Origin of the sequence: Luteibacter sp. SG786 (assembly GCF_011759605.1) — a bacterium.
Lineage (GTDB): Bacteria > Pseudomonadota > Gammaproteobacteria > Xanthomonadales > Rhodanobacteraceae > Luteibacter.
The window spans coordinates 644,226-665,032 of sequence record NZ_JAAOYX010000002.1; the positions used below are offsets into that span (position 1 = coordinate 644,226).

The window sequence follows — 20,807 nt, forward strand, 5'->3', positions numbered from 1 at the left end:
ATTGGTCCTATCCGGCCAACCCCGAACCTTCGTACCGGAGATTTTTCTTGAACAAGCTTCTCGTTTCCACGGCACTGGTGGCCGTCCTGTCGGCAGCGCCTTTTGTGAGCCACGCGGCCGACGGTCGCGCCTTCGTCGATCTCGCCGCAGGCCGTGCCAACTTCACCAACAGCGGTCTGTCGAAGCACACCGTCAATGCTTTCGCCATCAAGGGCGGCTATCGCTGGAACCTGAGCGACAGCTTCTCGCTCGGCGCCGAAGGTGGCTACCTGCGCTCCGCGCGTGCGCGCGGCGTGTCCTCGCGCACCACCGGCCATCATGGCCCGGACCTCGTCACCGGGCCGGGTCCCGCCATCGGCCAGGGCGCCGCGGCGGCAGTGCACCCGCACGCCACCGTCTCCGCGCGTAGCACGCTTCGCCTCGATGGACCTTTCGTCGGCGCGAACGCACGCATGTCCTTCGGCGGCGACTTGTTCGCCACCGCCGAGCTGGGTGCATTCCGTGCCCACTCCAGGCTCACCACCGACACCACCGTGGTGTCCAGCCTGAGCAGCAACACGGTCGGTACCAACGTGACCCGCCACGAGCGCAACACGCATCGCATCGACGCCTTCGCGGGTGTCGGTGTGGGTTATGCCATCAGCCCGAACATGGATGTGAGCGTGAACTTCGATCGCTTCCAGGTTGATCGTCGGAATGGCGGTAGTGTGAACCTCGCCGCTGTGGATGTCGGTGTTCGTTTCTGACGTCTCGTCGTTCGCTACGCAACAGCCGCCGGGCGGGACGCCGGCGGCTGTTGCGCCTTTATCGTAACTATCAGAGCAATCCCGGAATGAGCGCCGCCGTGCGACTCCGGTAATGCCGATAGGTGTCGCCGAAGGTGCTTTCGAGCAGGCGCTCCTCCATCCTGAGTTTGCGCCAGAACGATACGAACACGATCAGTACCGCGAAGATGCCACGGACATCACCGACAGCCACCGCGCTTCCCACGAAGGCAAGCAATAGCCCGGTGTAGATCGGATGGCGGATATGGCGGTAAGGGCCATCCTCCACGAGTTCGTGCTCCTGCTTGACCTGCACCACGCTGCTCCAGTTGCGTCCCAACAGGTAGCGCGACCAACAGGCCAAGCCCACGCCACTCACCACCAGGACAAATGCCAGCGCGAAGAACGGCACCGTGTGCGGCACGATGCCCTCGCGCAGCCAGCTATGACCGAACCAGTCGCCCGGGCCCAGCAGGAGGAAGGCGACCACGAGCGGCGCCCAGTACAGCAATGCCTGCACCAGCCAGCTTTCCGTACGAATCGCGGCTTTGTTGCCCCGTGCGTTCCACAGCCAGTACGCCAGCAGTGTGTACCAGGCCAGGTCGATTCCTTTCTTTAGCATGTCCTCGACGGTCATCGCTTTGTTCCCCCTTGTTTCCGCTCAGATTAGCGACCGGGCTGCAGCCGTGCCATGGGCCTTACGGCACCGCTCTGGCTACGCCGAGCTGTTCCCTCAGGTGATCGTCGATGAGGTTGTCATTCGACGGTTGAGTTGTCCTCCCACCGTTTGCGTCTTCCTTGAACTGCGTTCCGTAGATCTGGGGAAGGTTCTTGGACCAAAGAAATCGGTCCAGCGTTGCAGCTGCTATCCAGGCGGCCGATGCGTCGCCCTTTGCCATAGCGGCCAATGCCAGCGAGTGAGCGAGTAGGTAATCGTCAGACGTCGTGCCGTGCTGCATGACGAATGCGGCTTCCCTGAAGTCGGCTCCCGTGTGGAGCAAACCTTTCCCGATCAGTTCGAGCGTCCGCTTCCGGCGCGATTCGTCAGCCGGCAACACGACAGCCCAATCGATGGGTGTTTTCTGGCGCGCCTCCTGATCTTCTCGGTACAACCGCGCCATCTCCGCGTTCGGCTCGTCGGTGTCTCCCACGACGTACGAGCGGCCAGGTTGCCAATCGCTTGCCACGCTTTCGTTGGGACGCGCGCGGTCGAATATCCACGGCCCCAGGCCCACACCGGATGGAACGCCAGCAATAGCTACTTCGACTCGACCTGCCTTGCTGCGCAGCTCGAAGTCAGACGTTTTGCCGGTAGCATCACGAAACGTGACCAGGGCATAGTCCCCTTTATCTTCGAACCGGGATAACCGGCGAATATCCGGATTGCTGTCGCCGACGGAGAAAAGTCCGTTGGTTACGCTCATTCCGTTCGGCTGGACCATCTCGCCGGTGGGCGTGGCCGTGTTATCCGCCAGTCGCAGCACCATCATCGCCTTCCCGTCGATATGGAGGGCCCAGCTTCCACGAAGCTCGGACAGGGTGGTGGCGCTTGCTGGAAGACAAAGGGTTGTGCCGAGAACCAAATTCAGTGCGGCATAGCGCATCGCACTAGCTGTTTTCCCCACCTTCACGCTTGTCTCTCCTTCTTCGCTCAAAGGGCTGCAAGGTCAGCCTGTCACGGGATCGATGAACACGTGCAGCCATTTGAAGTCGGGCGGCAGGGACGACAGCAAGGTGGTGACGGCTTCGGAAATCGCCGCACTACCCCGAACGGAAGCCTGCGGATCGTTCAGCACGGCGTCCTCGGCATACAACTCCTGGATAGCCAGAAGACGCTTCTCCGCATCGCGTTCGCTGAAGACCTGGAATAGATTGGCCTGCATGAGGCCGTCGTAGTCGATCGCTGCATCGGATGAGATTGCCATGGTGAATCCCCCGTTGGGTGGTTGACCGAGGCAGCATGGCACATCTTGAAGGCGGCTCATTGCAGCGGATGCTGCCCGGGACGCATGTCACCCGCCCCCGCCGACGCAGCTTGCGTAGCGCTCTAAAAGAGTTCGCCTTGAGGCAAATTAACCCTCGGCGGCACGAACCTTGTCGCATCCGTATGGCATTTCTGACAAAGTCGTCATGGTCAAAATTGGTCCAGGTCGGTCGCGAAACGAATCGATCCGTGGAAGTTTTCGCCGATTACTTTGGTCAATCGAGCGATCTGATCGGGATATCCCGTCGCGCCGCCGAAATGTGTCAGGACCAGCGCGCGGACCCCGGCATGAGCCGCCAGAAGCCCGGCCTGATTGGGCGTAAGATGTTCCTTGGTGAAGTGGTCACGAACGAAGTTGTAGGTGACCTTTGATATGCCGGGCCGGTCGCGCTTTAGCTCATCGAGCGCAGTGTCCGCATCCATGATCTCGCTCACCAGTAGATCGGCTCCATGGGCCAGCTTTTCAACGTTGGCGCTTGGGCCAGTGTCACCGGTATAGACGATTGATCGATCAGGGAGATCAAAGCGATAGGATAGCGAGACCGGTTGCGCGCCTGATCCGCGCCAAAGAAGATAGTGGCTGTTGCTTACAGTGGTGACCTTAACGTCTCCTACGGAAACGGATGAGCCGTCGCTGAGTTCGACGACTTTATAGTCGGACGGTTTCTGGGGAAGCAGCGCACTTCCCGACTGCATTGCGGAACGAAGACCGTCGACCATGGCCTTCGTGCCGGGTGGCCCGTAGATCGTAATTAACTTCCTGCCCGGGCCGCCGCCCTGGTCACGCATGCCAAGGAATGCGAACAGGCCACCGGTATGATCGAAATGGAGATGGCTGATAAAAACCGCGTGGATACTATCGATCGGTATGTGCGCCTTCGCGAGTTGCTCAGCGGCGCCATCACCAACGTCCACAAGAATCGGTTGATCCCGCCAGAGAAGAACATGGGCCGGTTCTGAGCGCGTCGGGTTTGGGATCGGACCAGCCTGGGTGCCAAGCTCAACCCAAACAGATTTCGCTGACTGCCCCCGCGCTGCCCCGCAACCCAACGCCACCAAGGCGCAAAGTAGCGACAGTGACGCTGTTTTTGTTTTCGCTTTCAGGGTAGACATTTGGGTGTCCTTTGCCGGAAGCCGCGGTTCACTAGGCCTTTAGACCCTTCGCCCATCCGCCAAGCACTTTGGCAAACAGCACGGGATCGGCCTCGTGCATGGTGTGCGCCGCGGTGGGAAGATCGACATACTCCAGGGGTTGGCCCGTAGCTGCGATCAGTTCTCGCACCTTAGCCATCTGAAAGTCCGAGATAGCGCCAATCAGGTGGCCGGTAGCGTGGTCAATGCTGCGGAAGTGATGGGTGACGAGTACGGGAACCTTGACCTGTGCGAGCATGTGTTGGTGCGGGCAGCTTTGACCGACCGTGCCTTCGTAAAAGGCGCGTGCCCATTCCGGATCGTATTCCTTGAGGTTTTGCGGCGGCTCAGTCGATTTGCCTGCGCCACGCGCAAACGATCCGAGTTGTCGGGCGCGTGCAGCCACGAGACCGGCCCAGTCGCCGACGCTCCACTGGTCTCCCAAGTAGCGCGACAAGCCTTCGAACAGCGGCCCCGCAGCTTGTCGGATGGATTGGCCGTAAAGCGGGTTAAACTCCGACGCGAAAAGGGGCGGGTCCTCGTAGTGCGAGGCGCGTATCTGGCCTGGCATGGCGAACGCGGAAAGCCAGCAAGACAAAACGCCGCCCGAGGAACAGCCGCTCGTAATTGTAGGGCGTTGGATAACCAAGCTTATGAAACGGACCAAGTCGCCGCCCATGTTGTCGTAGGTATAGCGCCCGGGCGTCCAGGTTGTCCGGCCTTGGCCGCGCAGGTCCACGCAGAACACCTGAAAGTCGGGCGCCAACAGACCGATGGCCTTCTCATAAGCCCACCAGGACTCGGTTTGACCGGGGATTAGCAGCAGTGCAGGCTTGCTGGCGGACCCAGCCGTCACATAGTTCATGGTGACCTCGCCGAGATTCACCGAGTGCTCCTCGTACCCGTGCTTGACGAAGGTGTTGCGGGCCGCCGGGCCCGCAGCCGCCGGCCGCGCCTCAGCTTTATGCGCAACGGCGGCGGCCGCAAGCAGGAGAGGGGCGCCAACGGCCACCTGCATCAACGTGCGGCGATACATATCTGTTGTTTCGGGCATGATCGTCTTCACACGGTGGAAGACGCAGAGATTAAGTTCAAATTGTTAGCGAACTACGTCGTGCGCCAGTGAATTTGTGAGCAGATGTTTCTCGAAACGCTTCGATACACGTCCTTGCCGTGTCTAGAACAACTCCCCCTGCGGCGAATGAACCCGTGGCGGCACAAACCTCGACGTATCCAACACCGTATCCCAAGCCCGATCCAACCCAGCCTTACGCGTAGCCACCTGCACCCGCTTCCGAATGATGTCCGCAAACACCCCCTGCCCCCGCATACGCGTGGCGAAGTTCGAGTCGTAATCCTTCCCGCCATTCATCTGCTGGATCAGGCTGATGATGTGCGCGGCACGGTCGGGGTAATGCAGGTCCAACCACTCGCGGAACAGCTGCTTCAGTTCGTACGGTAGCCGCACGCAGGTATACCCGATCGAGTTGGCGCCGGCTGCGCCGGCCTGTTCGATGATGGCTTCGACGTCACGCTCGTTGAGTGCCGGAATAATCGGTGCAACGAGAACCCCCACGGGTACACCGGCGCTCGCCAGCGTTTCCACTGCCTTCATGCGCCGATGCGGCGCGGATGCACGCGGCTCCAGTTTGGAGGCGAGTTTGTTGTCGAGCGAGTTGATCGACACGAACACCTGCACGAGTTTGCGCTCGGCCATGGGTGCGAGGATGTCGATGTCGCGTTCCACCAGCGCATTCTTCGTGACGATAGTGCACGGGTGGTTGCACTCGTTGAGCAATGCCAGCGCGGCGCGCGTGAGCCGCCACTTTTTCTCTATCGGCTGGTACGGGTCGGTGTTGCTGCCGATGTTGATCGGTTTGCACACGTAGTTGCGCTTCGAGAGTTCGCCGCGAAGGATCTCTTCGAGGTTCGTCTTGGCGAACAGCTTCGTCTCGAAGTCGAGACCCGGCGAGAGGTTGAGGTAGGCGTGCGATGGGCGGGCGAAACAATAAATGCACCCGTGTTCGCAGCCCCGGTAGGGGTTGGTCGCCTGGTCGAAACCGACGTCGGGCGAGTCGTTGCGGCTGATGACGCTGCGGGCCAGTTCCTCGCGTACTTCCGTGGCCGGACGGCGTTCGTCGTCCTCGCGGTGCCAGCCGTCGTCTTCGGCCTGGTACCGCGTGGACTCGAAACGACCTTCCGGATTGGAGGCGGCGCCGCGGCCCTTGTGTCGGCGGATCATGGGAATCGGGTCTGACATACGTACAAATGTACGCATCTCTCGTCTCAGGTGGCGCGATACGCCCCTCACTTCCGCACTTTTGCCGATTTCGCGCCTGCCGCGGTCGGGGGGGAGGGGCGCAGGTCGGCATCAAGGTCACCTGTTCCATCGCGCAATATCTTGCTGCTTGACGTCCGTACCCGCTGCTGAGAACGTCGCCGACGCGTGGCGCCTGGGCAATCCGTGCGACCACAGGGGGCTGTAGAGACGTGTCACTCTGCCAGGGGAAGTGCTTGAAGACGCCAGAAGAATTCGCGGAAGCGATGAAGGGAAGAGTGTCGGCCAGAAAAAGTAAACCTGCCAACGTCTGGTGGCCGGATGTCGGGAGTCTAGACCAGGCTTCCAGCGCGTCCGACATGGGTTTCGTGGTGGCGTTGCTGGTGGCCGGCGTGAATGCGATCGCCGCCACCCTGAGTCTCGTTCTACACACCGCCATTATCGGTGTCGACGCGAGTGCATACGTGGATGCGACGCTGTTCGCTCTCGCCGGTTGGGGCATACGCCGGCGATCGCGTGTGGCTGCCCTAGCCGGGTTGCTTCTCTTCTTGTTCGAGAAGGTTTACCAGTTGATCACCCAGCCCAAGTCCGTTATGGGTCTGGCGCTGGCGTTGGTTCTCCTGATGGGGTTCGTCAACGCCGTGCGAGGCAACTTCGCGTATCACCGCTTCGTGCCCGAAGGTTTCGTGCCGGAAGAGAAGCCGATCATGGTGCTGGGCGTGAACCTCAGGCGGCCGTTCGCCATCTGGGTCACCGCGTTTTTGTGCCTTGCCGTCCTGTACAAGGTGGTCATGGGTTGGGTGGGCGCGAATCTCTATTTCTTCGCATTCCGGGCGGCCGCACTGATACTGGTGGCGATGACGTTCCACGCGATCTTCCAGAAGCCCGCGTGGGGACGCGTCCTGGCGGCGGTGTTTTCGTTGTGCGTCGCCGCCTTCCTGGTCATCGTCGCGGCGACGAGCCGCCCTCCGACGATCGGGGCGGAAGTGCTCGTCTGGGCGATGCTCGTGGGACCGGCTGCCCTCTATGCGTATGCCATGTGTCTTGGCAAGCCGATCAGGAAGTACTTCGAGGAGAGCCCTACGGAGTCGCCCGCGTAACGCTCCCCTGGCGTGTGGGCCGCGACATCGTCAGCGGCACTTCGCCTACCAGCGCATAGTTGTGCATGGGGCGTAGGGTACCGTCGCTTGCGGTGTAGACATCGACATCGCCTGCGGAATCACGGATGTTGCTGCGCGGGCCGCCATGGCGGCCCGCGATCGATGCGGGTTCGGTCGCATCGCCCCAGCCCAGCGTCAGTTTGGTCGCCGCCTCGGGAAGATTCGTTCTCAAGCTCAGCCTCAACGTGTCTTTCGCGACCACCGTGATGGCAGCAATCAGGTTGTCCTGACCGGCACTGGCAGGTACCACGGTATTTGCCGCATCGCGCACATCGAATCCGTGGTTTCGGGTTGGTGCAACCCAGCTCGTATCCAGCGTGAGGATGCCGGCCGGCACATTGAACGTGACATAGATGGTGTTGGGACTCCACACCGTAGCGGACACCATGTCCAGCGCGGGATGGCGCAGGGCCCGTCCCGCCTGGCTGTCCTGGATCAGCTGGTAGATCGCACGTGCGAAGTAGCGGCCCTGCCAGCGATGGCTTTCGTTCGTGAGGTGCAGCATCGGCTGCCCGAGTTCCGACTCATCGAAGTAATCGAAAATGTATTGCGGGTTCACCATCCTCATCGTTGTGCTGGCGAGGCAGGCGTCCCGCTGCGCAAGTGCTATGAAGGGATTGCAAAAGGCAGCGCTATCACTGCCATAACTGTTATGGCTGCAAACCTGGGCCACCAGCCATAGCGGCCGCCATGCCTGCTCGGGTATCAATACTTGGCAAAGCTTCAGCCAGTGTGCACGTTCGAGCCGGGTCAGCTTCGATGCGTAGCTGCTTCGCGTCTCGGTAAGGCCGGTGGAGTCGGCTTCGCCTTGTTGCCATGTGGTAGCCAGCCAGCTGAAGTTGGCGGCATTCGCCGTCGCCTCCGCACGCATCAGCGCGATCATGTTGCGCAGTCTTACCTCGCTGTTCTTCCATCCTTGGTAGCCACCGAGGTTTTCGTCGTCGAGGAAGCTGGAGAAGTATCCGATCGGCCGCCCGCCCTCGCCGCTGGTGAATGTGGCATACCGGCTGAACTGCGCCGCAAATGGAAGACCAGCGAGTGCGGCCGTGTATTCCACGAGCCCGTCTGCACACGCATTGGTGCCGACTTCACCGCCTGTGCCGTGACCACCGTCGTATTCCACGAGCGGCGAGAAGCCGGTCATCGCGGCGGGGTCGGTACCCGGCCGCACGCCGCCGTTGAAGGTGACGTTAGCGTATATCTCCTGCAACGTAAGCGCTGGCTTGCCGCCCGTACCCACGGCATTGGACTGGCCATGGAACATGATCAGCTCGCGCGGCGCTCGTACGATGGCAGCGCCTGCCGGCGTTGCCCTGCCACGAGCCGCACCATCCATCAGCCACGCCCCGCTCATGCCGGCCGCACCGATATAGCCGAGACCAGCGACGCTCTGTCGCAGGAAGTTGCGCCGGGACGGCGATGCCTCGTCGTCTTTCACCGTTTCACCTCACAGATGGCGAGGAAGGGTGCATTCGCCAACGTTAGGCGTTCGAACGTGACGATTCGACGGACGGTCCGTGATTTGGGGTCGCGTTTAGCTCACCTCGTCAGACGAGTCTGCAGGTTCGATCGACTGCCCCGTCCAGCGCGGCCGCGTGGGCGTATCGCTGGCTGCCGTGATGCTCTCGAGGATGGTGCGCACGATGGCCGCCACCGCGCCGGGCTGCTCCAGGATCATCAAATGCCCGGTGTCCGGAATGGCGAACGACCCGGCCGCCAATGTGCGAAGCCGCGGCGGAGCACCCAGCGCTACCTCCGAGCGGGCACCACGAACCAGATAGGTGGGGATGTTGGTCATGACCTGGACCACACGGGATGCATATCTGGGGCTGACCGTCTCCATCAGGAGCGAGCGCGCCATGATATGAATGGTTGCCGCGGGTTGGTGGTGTAACCAGTCGCGCAGGCGATCAAGCAACGCGTCGTCCACGTCCAGGCGCTTGCGAGCAGAAAAGGCGGCCGGATCCGCCTGGGCGGAGACCAACCACTGTTCGACCTGGGCACGGGTCATCGGCGCCAGGCGGGACGAAAGGAAGGCATCGCTGGGGGCGAGATTTCCTTCCGCACTGACGAAAGCCGCCACGCGCTCCGGGAACTGGGTGGCGAACTCCACGCAGATGGCCGCTCCGCCGGAATGTCCCACGAGAACGACGGGCTCCTCACCGAAATGGGCTTTCAACGTTCGATCGAGGTGCGCCACCTGGTCGCCAAGCCCAGTTGGCAACGTGCCTGCGAGCGCGCCGTAGCCCAGGAGGGTAGGACTCAGCGTGCGGCTTGCATCGAGTCCCTCCCTCAACTCCGGGAAGTCGAGATGACCGATGAATCCTTGGACATACACAACGGGAATCTGCATATATCGTCCTCTGGTCAGGTTAACGGCGGCCAAGGTCGCTACTTGAGATCTCGCGCAAGCCACTTCTTTTCAATCGGCCGATACGGATCGGTGTTGCTGCCAATGCACAACAGTATCGTTTCGTCATACCCCGATCCGGCAAGAGCACGACCGACGTGCCGTTTGTCACAAAACGAGCGATTCCGCAGGTTCATGCGCACGATTTGCGCGGGTCTGAAACATGACGCGCCTAGACTCGCCGGACGACACCCCTGGGGAGAAAACCACATGAATCGTCTGAGCGGTTGGCTGTTCGTCGCGTGCTTCGTCGTGTCCGGCTCGTGCTATGCGGGTACCGCGTGTCCTGATCTGTTCACCGGCGGCGCCGAACCGGCCATCGATATGTCGTTGACCGCGCGCACCACCGAGGTATGCCATACCGAATATGTGCTTCTGGCGTCGGGCGTCACCAAGGGCCCGATTTACTCGGCCGAACATCTTACCGCCAAGCAGATCGCCGGCGCGGAATCCATCGGCCGTACCGGCACGTGGCACGCGGAAACCGGCATCCCGACCGCCGATCGCTCCCAGTCGTCCGACTACACCAACAGCGACTACGACCGCGGCCACATGTCCCCGGCCGGCGACGCCTCAACGCTGTCGAACGAGAAGGAAACCTTCTCGATGGCGAACGTGGTGCCGCAGTTCCATTCGCTCAACGCAGGCCAGTGGGAGCGCATCGAAAACTACGTGCGCTCGGTCGCGACCGACCAGGGCGAAGTCTATGTGGTGACCGGTCCCGCGTTCGAGCCGGGTTCCACCGCCACCATCGGCGCCGACCAGGTAGCGGTGCCCGACTATACGTGGAAGGCCATCTACGAGCCGGGTGTCGGCACGGGTGCTTACCTCTGCACCAACCTTCAGCAGTACGCCTGCACGGTGGTGTCGGTGAGCGATATCACCACGATGTCGGGCGTGGACCCATTCCCCAGCCTGTCGGCCTCCATGAAGTCGCATGCGATCAGCCTGCCGCTGCCGTAGTGACTGCACGACGGGGCTCGGCCGCTAGCCCTTGCGATCGATGTTGGTGCCGATGCGCCAGAGGACGCCTGTGGGGTCCTTGATGATGAAGTCGCGGATGGCCCAGGGCCGGTCTTGCGGAGGAGAAGCCTGCACGCCGTACTTCGTTGCCAAGCCGCTCTGTTCCAAGCGACGCCACCAGGCATCTACGTCGGTCACCAGCATGTGCATCATGAAATTCTCGGCGTGTTCCTTCACGTAGAAACGCTGCAACAGGAAGGCGCAGTCGCCGGCCTTGATATAAGCCAGGCTGTCGTCGGAAAACGCGACCTCGAATCCCAGGTCGGTGTAGAAAGCTTTGGAAAGCTCGAAGTCTTTAGCGGGAACGAAAGCTTTTATCTCAACCGTTTCGAGCGTCACGCGTGCCTATCCTTGAAGGTAAGGAATGGCGATCGTACAAGGTTCACGGTGTAGCCGGCGGCGCTTCCAGCCCCGCCGGCTATCCGGGCTCAGTGTTCCAGCGGAAGATCCTTCGTCTCGCGCACGAAGAACAGGCCGATGACGACCGTCATGAGCGCAACGATCACCGGGTACCACAGGCCGTAGTAGATATCGCCCTTCCAGGCCACGAGCATGAAGCCGATGGTGGGCACGAATCCGCCGAACCAGCCGTTGCCGATGTGGTACGGAAGGCTCATAGACGTGTAGCGGATGCGGGTGGGGAACATCTCCACCAGCCATGCGGCGATCGGGCCGTAGACCATCGTGACGTAAAGCACCAGCAGGAACAGCAGCACCACCAGCATCGGCTTGTTCATCGCCGCAGGATCGGCCTTGTCGGGATAACCCGCCGCCTTCACCTGTGCGCCGACCTTCGCCGTAAACTCCTTGCTTTGCGCAGCGAACGCGGCCTTGTCCAGCTGCCCGCCCTCGAACGATTCGATCACTTCGTCGCCGATCTTCACCGTCGCCAGCGTGCCCGCCGGTGCCTGCGCATTGGAGTACGGAATACCCTTCTTCGCCAGCACGCTCTTGGCCACGTCGCACGAACTGGTGAAGGTCTTCTTGCCCACGGGGTCGAACTGGAAGGTGCAGGCGTTCGGATCGGCGGTGACGACCACCGGAGCCGAGGCGGCCGCGGCTTCCACGGCCGGGTTACCGAAGTGGGTGAGTCCCTTGAAGATCGGGAACATGGTGAGCGCGGCGATCAGGCAGCCTGCGAGCACCACCGTCTTGCGGCCGATCTTGTCCGACAGCCAGCCGAAGAACACGAAGAAGGGCGTGGCGAAGAGCAAGGCGGCGGCGATCAGCAGGTTGGCCGTGGTGCCGTCGATCTTCAGGCTCTGGGTGAGGAAGTAGAGCGCGTAGAACTGGCCCGTGTACCAGACCACGGCCTGACCTGCGGTGGCGCCCAGCAACGCGAGGATCACCAGCTTCAGGTTGGGCCAGCGACCGAAGGCTTCGGTAAGCGGCGCCTTGGAGTGCTTGCCTTCCGCCTTCATCTGCTGGAAGACCGGCGATTCCTGCAACTGCATGCGGATGTAGACCGAGATGCCCACGAGCACCGACGAGATCAGGAACGGAATGCGCCAGCCCCAGGCCTCGAAGGCCTCGGTGCCCATGCCCATGCGCGTGCCCAGGATCACCAGCAGCGACAGGAAGAGACCGAAGGTAGCCGTGATCTGGATGAAGCTGGTGTACAGGCCGCGCTTGCCCATCGGTGCGTGTTCCGCCACATAGGTGGCGGCGCCGCCGTATTCGCCGCCCAGTGCCAGGCCCTGCAGCAATCGCAGCAGGATCAACAGCACGGGCGCCGCCACGCCGATGGTGGAATAACCAGGTAGCACGCCGACGAGGAACGTGGACGTACCCATGATCACGATGGTGACGAGGAACGTGTACTTGCGTCCGATGAGGTCGCCCACGCGGCCGAAGACGATCGCGCCGAACGGGCGCACGAAGAAGCCAGCGGCGAACGCGAGGAGGGCGAAGATGAACTGGCTCGTTTCATTGAGGCCGGTGAAGAACTGCTTGCCGATGATCGCGGCCAGCGAGCCGTAGAGATAGAAGTCGTACCACTCGAATACCGTGCCCAGGCTGGATGCGAAGATCACCCGCTTGTGGCTGCTGCCGATGGTGCCGTCGGCGCGAAGGCCGCCTGCCGTAGTTGCCATGTGGGTCTCCGATCAGAACCGGTAATTGCCGTTGAGGGTGACTTCGTTGGCCGATGTCTTCTGCCGGCCAAGGCCGTTGGCCGTCGTCGAGTCGAGGTTGGAGTGCAGCCACTCCACGCTGAAGTCGTAAGCGCCTGCCGTGTACTGCAGGCTGAGCGCCTGCTGGCGGTTCTTCAGCAGACCTGGAGCATTGGCGGCGCGCCAGCGCAGCACGTCGTTCTCGTTCGGCTTGCTGGCGGCAAGCGTGCCGTAGAGGCTCCAGTTCGGCGTGAACTTGTAGCCCACCTGGAGGAAGCCGCCCTTGTCCTTGATGTCGCCGAACTGCGACAGGTCGCCGAAGATCTGCGCAATGGCGGTGCCGGTGTAAACGGCGCCCTTGACGATGAAGTTGCCGGGCATCCACATGCCGCCCACTTCATACGCCGTGCTCTTGATGTTGCTCTTGATCGGCGTGACGGTCTGGCCGTCCACGCCGTGGAGGTCCAGCTTGCTGTAGTGCGTGGAACCGAACACCTGCCAGTTGCTGCCCTTGGCGGTGAGGCGTGCCTCCACCTGCGGCTTGAAGCCCGCATTGCCCGCGGTGAGGTAGTTGGTCGTGAGGCCCGGGCCATTCCAGCTGCCTTCGAACACGCCCAGGTCGAAGCGCCACTTCACGCCTTCCGACCCGTGGTTGAGTTCCTGCATCACCATGATGCCGGGATAGCGCCAGCCGATCATGCCGGTGCCGTAGCCCAGCGGGAACGCAATGTGCGAGAGCGACTGCGGCACGTATTCGAGCGGGAACATGAGATCCCACATCTGGCCGATGCGGAACGTGGTGCCCGTGGACGCATTGGCCAGGTCCATGTACGCCTGGCGCAGGCGCGGCGTGGGCTGCTGCTGGCTATATGGACCGGTGCCGTTGAAGCCGCCGAAGAAGTCCATCTCGATGCGGCCGCTGCCGGCCCAGTTCTCGTTGAACTTCGCCCCGGTGAAGTCGAGCCAGAAGCGGGTGTTGCGTATGTCCACACCACTCAGCGAATCGTTCACGCGTCCGCCTTGGCCGGGAATCGGGTATTCCGCATTGGCGCCGTTACCGTAGGTGAAGGCCTTGCTCTGGTTGAACGCGTTGGCGTTGATGAAGCCGTGCAGCGCGACGGAAACACCGGGTGCCGAGGTAAAGGTGGGCTTCGCCGGCACGGCCGCCACGGTCTTCTCGACCTTGGCCACCTTTTCGTCGGTCTGCTGTGCCTGGCTCTGCGCCGCCTGGGCGGTTGCGGTGGCCTGGCTCGTGGCCGTCTTCTGCTCCTGGATCATTGCCTTCAGCTCGGCCAGTTGCTGCTCGAGCTGGCTTACGCGGGATTCGAGCTGCGCTTCGCGCGTTGTTTTTTTCGCCCTCGACTGGGCATGAGCCTGGTCCGGAATGGCCGCCATCGGCAGCATCAGGGCGCAGGCGACGCTGAGGGCGATGGCCTTGCGGCCACCGGAGCGAGTGGTTTTCATCATGGTCTCCCCAACCATTGGCAGGCCGAGCATGTGACACACCCGTTGGGGCTGCCATTCGCCAAAGGTCGAACCTCGACCAAAGTCGTAGCGGCTCCGCACCTTAATGCTGCGCCGCGACGCTAAACTTCATGCCATAGCACAGCCCTCTGGAGCCAGCATGTCCGATTTTCACCCGGTCGATCCCGCCTTCGCCGCCACCGCGCGCATCCGCAAGGACGACTACGAGCGCATGTACGCCCGGTCCGTCCAGGATCCCGAAGGCTTCTGGAAGGACATGAGCCAGCGCCTGGACTGGATCGTGCCGCCCACGAAGATCAAAAACGTCTCGTTCGACCCGGCCGACCTCTACATCCGCTGGTATGAAGACGGCCAGCTCAACGTGTCGGCGAACTGCCTCGACCGCCACCTGGCAAAACGCGGCGACAAGACCGCCATCATCTTCGAGGGTGACGACCCAGGTGAGACGCGCAGCCTGACCTATCGCGAGCTGCATGCCGAGGTATCCAAGTTCGCGAACACGCTGAAGAACCTGGGCATCGCCAAGGGCGATCGCGTGGTGATCTACCTGCCGATGATTCCCGAAGCGGCCGTGGCCATGCTCGCCTGCGCACGCATCGGCGCGGTGCATTCCGTGGTGTTCGGCGGCTTCTCGCCGGATTCCCTCGCCAGCCGTATCGCGGATTCCGGCGCCAAGCTCATCGTCACCGCCGACGAAGGTTGCCGCGGCGGCAAGAAGATTCCGCTGAAGGCGAACGTGGACGAGTCGCTGACCCGTCCGCGCACGAACAGCGTGGAAACCGTGGTGGTGGTGCGGCGTACCGGCGGGGCCGTGCAGTTCCAATCGCCGCGCGACCGCTGGTACCACACGCTGATGGAAGGCCAGTCCGCGGTGTGCGACCCGGAGCCGATGAACGCGGAAGATCCGCTATTTACCCTGTACACCTCCGGTTCCACCGGTCAGCCCAAGGGTGTGCTGCACACCAGCGGCGGTTACCTCGTCTATACCAGCCTCACCCATGAACTGACCTTCGACCTGCGCGAAGACGACATCTACTGGTGCACGGCCGATGTCGGCTGGGTGACCGGGCACAGCTATGTGGTCTACGGCCCGCTGGCGAACGGCGCCACGGTGGTGATGTTCGACGGCGTGCCCAATTATCCCGACTACAGCCGCTTCTGGCAGGTGGTGGACAAGCACCAGGTCACGCTCTTCTATACGGCGCCAACCGCCATCCGCGCGCTGATGCGCGAGGGCGAGGAGCCGGTAAAGAAAACCTCGCGCAAGAGCCTGCGCGTGCTGGGCACAGTGGGCGAGCCGATCAACCCGGAAGCCTGGAACTGGTACTACCGCGTGGTGGGCGACGAGCGCTGCCCGGTGGTGGACACCTGGTGGCAGACCGAAACCGGCGGCTTCATGATCACCCCGCTGCCCGGCGCCATCGGTCTCAAGCCCGGCTCCGCCACCCTGCCCTTCTTCGGCGTGAAGCCCGCCATCGTGGATACCGACGGCAAGCCGCAGGAAGGCGCATGCAGCGGCAACCTTGTTATCACCGATTCCTGGCCTGGCCAGATGCGCACGGTGTACGGCGACCACCAGCGCTTCGTCGACACGTACTTCAAGACCTATCCCGGCAATTACTTCACCGGCGACGGCGCGCGACGCGACGAGGACGGCTATTACTGGATCACGGGGCGCGTCGACGATGTGATCAACGTGTCCGGCCACCGCATCGGCACGGCGGAAGTGGAAAGCGCCCTCGTGGCCCATCCGAAGGTTGCCGAGGCCGCCGTGGTCGGCTGCCCGCACGACATCAAGGGACAGGGCATCTATGCGTTCGTGACCCTGGTGGCCGGGGAAACCGGCAGCGAAGCCCTGTCGAAGGAATTGATTGCCGGCGTGCGCAAGGAGATCGGCCCGATTGCCGCGCCCGACTATCTGCAATGGGCGCCGAGCCTCCCCAAGACGCGTTCGGGCAAGATCATGCGCCGCATCCTGCGCAAGATCGCGGAGAACCAGCCAGACCAGCTCGGCGATGTCTCCACATTGGCCGATCCCGGTGTGGTGAAGAACCTCGTGGAAGAGCGATTGATCAAGGAGTGAACAGTGAACAGTGAACAGTGAACAGTGAACAGTGAACAGTGAACAGTGAACAGTGAACAGTGAACAGTGAAGCGTAGGACTGGCGCTTCACTGTCAAGCCCTCGATTCACTGCATGCTGTTTCCGTTCCACTTCCGCCTGCGTCACGACTCGCTGCTACGGTTCACGGTTCACTGTTCACGGTTCACTGCTCACTCTCTTACGGTTTACTCAAGACATGCATGTCCTCATCGCCGACGACCATCCCCTGTTCCGCGATGCACTCCAGCGCGCGGTGCTGGCGGCGGTGCCGGGTGCCACGGTGCACACTGCGGACAATGTGCCGGCGTTGTTCGCGCTGATCGAGTCGTTGCCGGATGCGGATCTGCTCTTGATGGATCTTCATATGCCGGGAGCGCGGGGCTATTCCGCGCTTGCGCATATCCGCGGGCAGTACCCGGGGCTCCCGACGATCGTCGTGTCGGGACATGAGGAAGGGCAGATCGCGAGACGCGCGCTGGCACACGGGGCGTCGGCCTATATTCCCAAGTCGGCCGCGGTGGAACAGATCGTGGAAGCGGTGCGCGCGGTACTCGACGGCGATGTGTGGCTGCCGCATCAGCTCGTTGGCGGCAGCGTGGAGCTGAAGGCCGACGAAGCCGACGTGGCCGCGCGCGTCGCCTCGCTCACGCCGCAGCAATTCCGGGTCTTGAACATGATCGCCGAGGGCCTGCTCAACAAGCAGATCGCCTTCGACCTCGGTGTGTCGGAGGCCACGGTGAAGGCGCACATGACCGCGATCATGCGAAAGCTCGGCGTGTCCAACCGCACGCAGGTGGCGCTGGCTGCCAGCCACCTGGATGTGGAAAAGGAAGCGTTTCCCGGGGTATCGCAGGAAGGCTGAACGTCAGGCCGCGTGCGTTCCTGCGCGCTTCACCAACGCCACCAGCAAGGCTCTCAGCGCCGCCGGGCGTATGGGTTTGTGTAGCAGGGGATAGCCGAGCGAGCGGGCACGCTGCTTCAGTTCGGTGCTCCCGTCGGCTGTGACCATGGCCGCCGGCGGCACGCGTGCCAGTTTGCTGCCGATGAAATGCAGAGCCTCCAGGCCGTCCATGCCATCGCCGAGGTGGTAGTCCGCCAGGATCAGGTCGACGTGCGTGGCCGTGAGGATCTCCAGCGCGGCGTGGGCGTCCAGCGCAACGCGACAGTCCACACCCCAGCGCCCCAGCAGGGCGCACATGCCTTCGAGAATCGCCTCGTCGTTGTCCAGGCACAGCACGGTCAGCGGCAATTGCTCGCTACCGGGCCGGACGACGGCGGGAACGAGTTTGCGCGATACCGCTTCCGCCCGCGGCACGGTGATGCTGAAGCAGCTACCCGCACCCACGCGGGAGCGCAGGCCCAGCGGATGGTCGAGGATGCCGGCAAGGCGATCGCAGATCGAGAGACCGAGGCCCAGTCCTTTTTCTCCCCACGGCGACGGACGCTCCAGGCGCTGGAACTCGCCGAAGATTCTCGCCTGCTGTTCGTCGGCGATGCCGGGGCCGCTATCCCATACTTCGATGCGCACGGTGCTTCCCGTGCGCCGAACGCCAAGCAGCACGCCACCGGAGCGCGTATAGCGCAGCGCGTTCGACAGGAAGTTGGCGACGATGCGGCGGAGCAGCTGCGCGTCGGAGCGCACGGCGAGCGAGGTGGGGGCAACGCGCAGCGTAAGGCCACGCTGTTCGGCCACCACGGCGAACTGTTGTCGCAGCGAATCGAACAGGTCGGCCAACGCGAAGGGAGCCACTTCGGGACGATAGCTTCCTGCGTCGAGTCGCGATACGTCGAGCAGTGCATCGAGCAGGTCTTCCGCCGCGCGGAACGACGCATCGATGCGTTCCGCCAGTTGGGCCACTTCGCCATCGAGCCCCGGATGCTGGCGCAGGGCGGAAGTGAAGAGACGAGCCGCGTTCAGCGGTTGCAGAAGGTCGTGGCTCGCCGCGGCGAGGAAACGCGTCTTGGACGCGTTGGCCGCTTCGGCCTCACGCCGCGCGATGGCCGTGGCGTTCAGCGCTTCCGAAAGCTCCGCCGTGCGGTCTTCCACGCGTTGTTCCAGCGTCTCGTTCGCGTCGATGAGCGCCTGCTCCACGCTCTTGTACGCGGTGACGTCGGTGAACGTGGTGACGAAGCCGCCGCCCGGCAGGGCGCGACCGCGCATTTCGATCACAGTGCCATCGGGGCGAACGCGTTGGAACACGTGTGGCGAGCCGGCGCGCATGTAGCGGATGCGCTTGGCTACGTGCTCGTCCACTTCGCCGGGGCCGCATTCCCCATGTTCCGCATTCCAGCGAATGAGGTCGGCCACGGGCAGGCCCACGTACACCATGCCGTCCGGATAGCCAAAGAGTTCAAGGTAACGCCGGTTCCAGGCGACCAGGCGCATCTCGCCGTCCACCACGCTGATGCCTTGCGATACGTTTTCCAGCGTCGTGGAAAGTAGTTCGCGATTGAAGCGCAGTTCCTGCGATGCCTCGTCCATCAGCGCCATGGCTTCGGCAATGTCGAGGCCAGTACCCGAGAGCGCGCCCATGAGGATGCGGCGCGCGCTCGCGGCACCCACGGCGCTGGCGAGGAGACGTTCGGTGAATTGGATAAGTGGGCGGTCGGCCGAGTCGGTGGGGGAGAGCGTCACGCCATGGCGCTGCCCGTATTCGTTGAAGGCGCGCATCGTCACGCGGTCGCCGACGATACGTCCCGCGATGGTTCCCAGGTCGCGTACCGTCACCCGGCCGCGCCAATCGCCGGCGCCGGTAGCGCTGCGAACGAAGGGATCGACGAAGAGCGCGGCATGCAGTCGTTCCGCCACACTGGGACGAAAACGCAGCGAGATGAACACGAGGAACGCCACGTTGAACAGCAGCGACCAGAAGGTGCCGTGCGTGACGGACTCCCATCCCGTGAGGTGGAACAACTCGGTCGGCTTGAGCCAGCTCATGCCGAAGGGACCTTCGTCCATCCACGCGGAGTGCAGCCAGCCGGCACGCGTCATGGCGGGGAGCAGCAGCGTGTACGCCCAGACGGTGAAGCCGGCCAGCAAGCCGACGTAGACACCCACGCGGCTCGCACCGCGCCAGTACAAGGCCGACACGATGGCCGGCGCGAACTGTGCCACCGCGGCGAACGAGAGCAGGCCTGTTGCCGCGAGATTTTCGGCATCGGCGATGATGCGGTAATAGACATACGCAAGCGCGGCCAACACCACGATGGCCACGCGGCGCACAAGCAGAACGATATGGGACAGGTCGCCACGACGCTCCAGGTCGAACCGCTTCACGCGAAGCAGGGCCGGCATGACGAGGTCGTTGCTGATCATGGTGGCGAGTGCGACGGCCGCGACGATCACCATGCCGGTGGCGGCGGAGAATCCACCCACGAACGCGAGCAACGCCACGCCGCTGTCGCCGAGTGCGATCGGCAAGTTGAGCACCCATGCATCCACATGGCCCTGCGTCACCTGCGGGAGGTTCAATCCCGCGCTGACGATCGGCAGCACCGCCACGGAGATCAGGATCATGTAGATGGGAAAGAACCAGCGCGCCCGGTTCAGGTCGCGAGGGTCTTCGCATTCCACCACGCCGATCTGGAATTGCCGCGGCAAGCAGAACATCGCGCAGAACGCGAGCAAGGTCTGCGCAACGAATCCCGGCGGCATGTTGCCCTTGTCCAGCTGCAGCATGGGTGCGCGCAGCGTTTCGACGAAGCCGGGACCGTGCATGTATGCATAGACGCCAATGGCAACGAAGGCCAGCAGCTTCACCAACGACTCCGCAGCCACCGCCAACATCATGCCGTGGTGGTGTTCGGTGGCGTCGATGTTGCGCGTGCCGAACAGGATGGCGAACACGGCGAGCAGCGCGGCGCACCACAGCGCGGTGTCGCCGAACCACCAGGCGGAATTGCCGGCACCGAGCACGGTGAACGACATGGCCACTGCCTTGAATTGCAGGGCGATATAGGGAATGACAGCGACCACGGCGATGACGGCCACCAACGCCGCCAATCCATGCGACTTGCCGAAGCGTGCCGCGATGAAGTCGGCGATCGATGTAATGTTGCGTTCGCGCGCCACGAGCACCAGGCGTTCGAACAAGCCGAAGCCGAGCACGAACAGCAGCAGGGGGCCGAGATAGATCGGCAAATAGGCGAGACCGGAGACGGCGGCGGTGCCCACCGCGCCGTAGAAGGTCCACGACGAGCAGTACACAGCGAGCGCAAGGCTGTAGACCAGCGGCCGGAGCTTCGGCTGGCGGGGGTAGAGCGGCCGACGATCGCCCAGCCAGGCAATGCCGAACAGCAAGCCCACATAAAGCAGCGACACCAGCAGCAATAGCCAGCCTGCGATCACTTATGTCCTC

At 62.9% G+C, this 20,807-nt stretch carries 17 protein-coding genes; 5 read left to right on the plus strand and 12 right to left on the minus strand.

Annotated features, from left to right (window positions below; all coding sequences use genetic code 11):
- Positions 1-47: 47 nt before the first annotated feature.
- The gene (locus tag FHS47_RS14745; RefSeq protein ID WP_167029450.1) at positions 48-746 is read left to right on the plus strand and encodes an outer membrane beta-barrel protein; all 699 of its coding nucleotides are present in this window, start codon (positions 48-50) and stop codon (positions 744-746) included.
- 70 nt (positions 747-816) lie between these two features.
- Here the strand turns inward: FHS47_RS14745 and FHS47_RS14750 are convergent, their stop codons facing one another.
- The 6 genes from FHS47_RS14750 to FHS47_RS14775 form a co-directional block, all read right to left on the minus strand.
- The gene (locus tag FHS47_RS14750) at positions 817-1,386 is read right to left on the minus strand and encodes an isoprenylcysteine carboxylmethyltransferase family protein (RefSeq protein WP_208382034.1); all 570 of its coding nucleotides are present in this window, start codon (positions 1,384-1,386) and stop codon (positions 817-819) included.
- 76 nt (positions 1,387-1,462) lie between these two features.
- Positions 1,463-2,395 carry a hypothetical protein gene (locus FHS47_RS14755; protein ID WP_167029456.1) on the minus strand — a complete coding sequence of 311 codons (933 nt, stop codon included), beginning with the start codon at positions 2,393-2,395 and terminating at the stop codon, positions 1,463-1,465.
- A gap of 36 nt (positions 2,396-2,431) precedes the next feature.
- On the minus strand, positions 2,432-2,689 hold the full coding sequence (locus FHS47_RS19605) for a nuclear transport factor 2 family protein (protein WP_208382035.1): 258 nt from the start codon (positions 2,687-2,689) through the stop codon (positions 2,432-2,434).
- Positions 2,690-2,898: 209 nt separating this feature from the next.
- Entirely contained in the window at positions 2,899-3,861 is a 963-nt protein-coding gene (locus FHS47_RS14765) for an MBL fold metallo-hydrolase (protein ID WP_167029459.1), read from the minus strand.
- A 31-nt stretch (positions 3,862-3,892) separates the two neighbouring features.
- Positions 3,893-4,933 carry an alpha/beta hydrolase gene (locus tag FHS47_RS14770; RefSeq protein ID WP_208382036.1) on the minus strand — a complete coding sequence of 347 codons (1,041 nt, stop codon included), beginning with the start codon at positions 4,931-4,933 and terminating at the stop codon, positions 3,893-3,895.
- A 123-nt stretch (positions 4,934-5,056) separates the two neighbouring features.
- Positions 5,057-6,121 carry a PA0069 family radical SAM protein gene (locus FHS47_RS14775; protein ID WP_208382037.1) on the minus strand — a complete coding sequence of 355 codons (1,065 nt, stop codon included), beginning with the start codon at positions 6,119-6,121 and terminating at the stop codon, positions 5,057-5,059.
- Positions 6,122-6,393: 272 nt separating this feature from the next.
- On the opposite strand from FHS47_RS14775, the gene FHS47_RS14780 reads away from it, so the two are divergent.
- Positions 6,394-7,257, plus strand: coding sequence for a hypothetical protein (locus tag FHS47_RS14780; RefSeq protein WP_167029464.1), 864 nt, complete (start codon positions 6,394-6,396; stop codon positions 7,255-7,257).
- Here the strand turns inward: FHS47_RS14780 and FHS47_RS14785 are convergent.
- Positions 7,238-8,755, minus strand: a complete 1,518-nt coding sequence (locus FHS47_RS14785; protein ID WP_167029467.1) for a hypothetical protein — start codon at positions 8,753-8,755, stop codon at positions 7,238-7,240. The two genes, FHS47_RS14780 and FHS47_RS14785, sit on opposite strands and share 20 nt — an antisense overlap.
- A gap of 96 nt (positions 8,756-8,851) precedes the next feature.
- On the minus strand, positions 8,852-9,670 hold the full coding sequence (locus FHS47_RS14790; RefSeq protein ID WP_167029470.1) for an alpha/beta hydrolase: 819 nt from the start codon (positions 9,668-9,670) through the stop codon (positions 8,852-8,854).
- Between the two features lie 267 nt (positions 9,671-9,937).
- Here FHS47_RS14790 and FHS47_RS14795 point away from each other — a divergent pair, with 267 nt between their 5' ends.
- Positions 9,938-10,690 (plus strand): DNA/RNA non-specific endonuclease, encoded by a 753-nt coding sequence (locus FHS47_RS14795; protein WP_167029473.1) that lies wholly within the window; start codon positions 9,938-9,940, stop codon positions 10,688-10,690.
- 24 nt (positions 10,691-10,714) lie between these two features.
- Here FHS47_RS14795 and FHS47_RS14800 read toward each other — a convergent pair whose 3' ends face one another.
- From FHS47_RS14800 to FHS47_RS14810, 3 genes are all read right to left on the minus strand, one after another.
- The gene (locus tag FHS47_RS14800) at positions 10,715-11,089 is read right to left on the minus strand and encodes a VOC family protein (RefSeq protein WP_167029476.1); all 375 of its coding nucleotides are present in this window, start codon (positions 11,087-11,089) and stop codon (positions 10,715-10,717) included.
- Positions 11,090-11,178: 89 nt separating this feature from the next.
- Positions 11,179-12,843: an MFS transporter gene (locus FHS47_RS14805; RefSeq protein WP_167029479.1), complete on the minus strand. Its 1,665-nt coding sequence runs from the start codon at positions 12,841-12,843 to the stop codon at positions 11,179-11,181.
- 12 nt (positions 12,844-12,855) lie between these two features.
- Complete coding sequence (locus FHS47_RS14810; RefSeq protein WP_167029482.1) at positions 12,856-14,325, minus strand: bZIP transcription factor; 1,470 nt, start codon at positions 14,323-14,325, stop codon at positions 12,856-12,858.
- A gap of 160 nt (positions 14,326-14,485) precedes the next feature.
- On the opposite strand from FHS47_RS14810, the gene acs reads away from it, so the two are divergent.
- Positions 14,486-16,429 carry an acetate--CoA ligase gene (gene acs, locus FHS47_RS14815; RefSeq protein ID WP_167029484.1) on the plus strand — a complete coding sequence of 648 codons (1,944 nt, stop codon included), beginning with the start codon at positions 14,486-14,488 and terminating at the stop codon, positions 16,427-16,429.
- A 216-nt stretch (positions 16,430-16,645) separates the two neighbouring features.
- On the plus strand, positions 16,646-17,311 hold the full coding sequence (locus FHS47_RS14820; protein WP_167029487.1) for a response regulator transcription factor: 666 nt from the start codon (positions 16,646-16,648) through the stop codon (positions 17,309-17,311).
- A gap of 3 nt (positions 17,312-17,314) precedes the next feature.
- Here FHS47_RS14820 and FHS47_RS14825 read toward each other — a convergent pair whose 3' ends face one another.
- Positions 17,315-20,797 (minus strand): PAS domain-containing hybrid sensor histidine kinase/response regulator, encoded by a 3,483-nt coding sequence (locus tag FHS47_RS14825; protein ID WP_167029490.1) that lies wholly within the window; start codon positions 20,795-20,797, stop codon positions 17,315-17,317.
- Positions 20,798-20,807 lie beyond the last annotated feature (10 nt).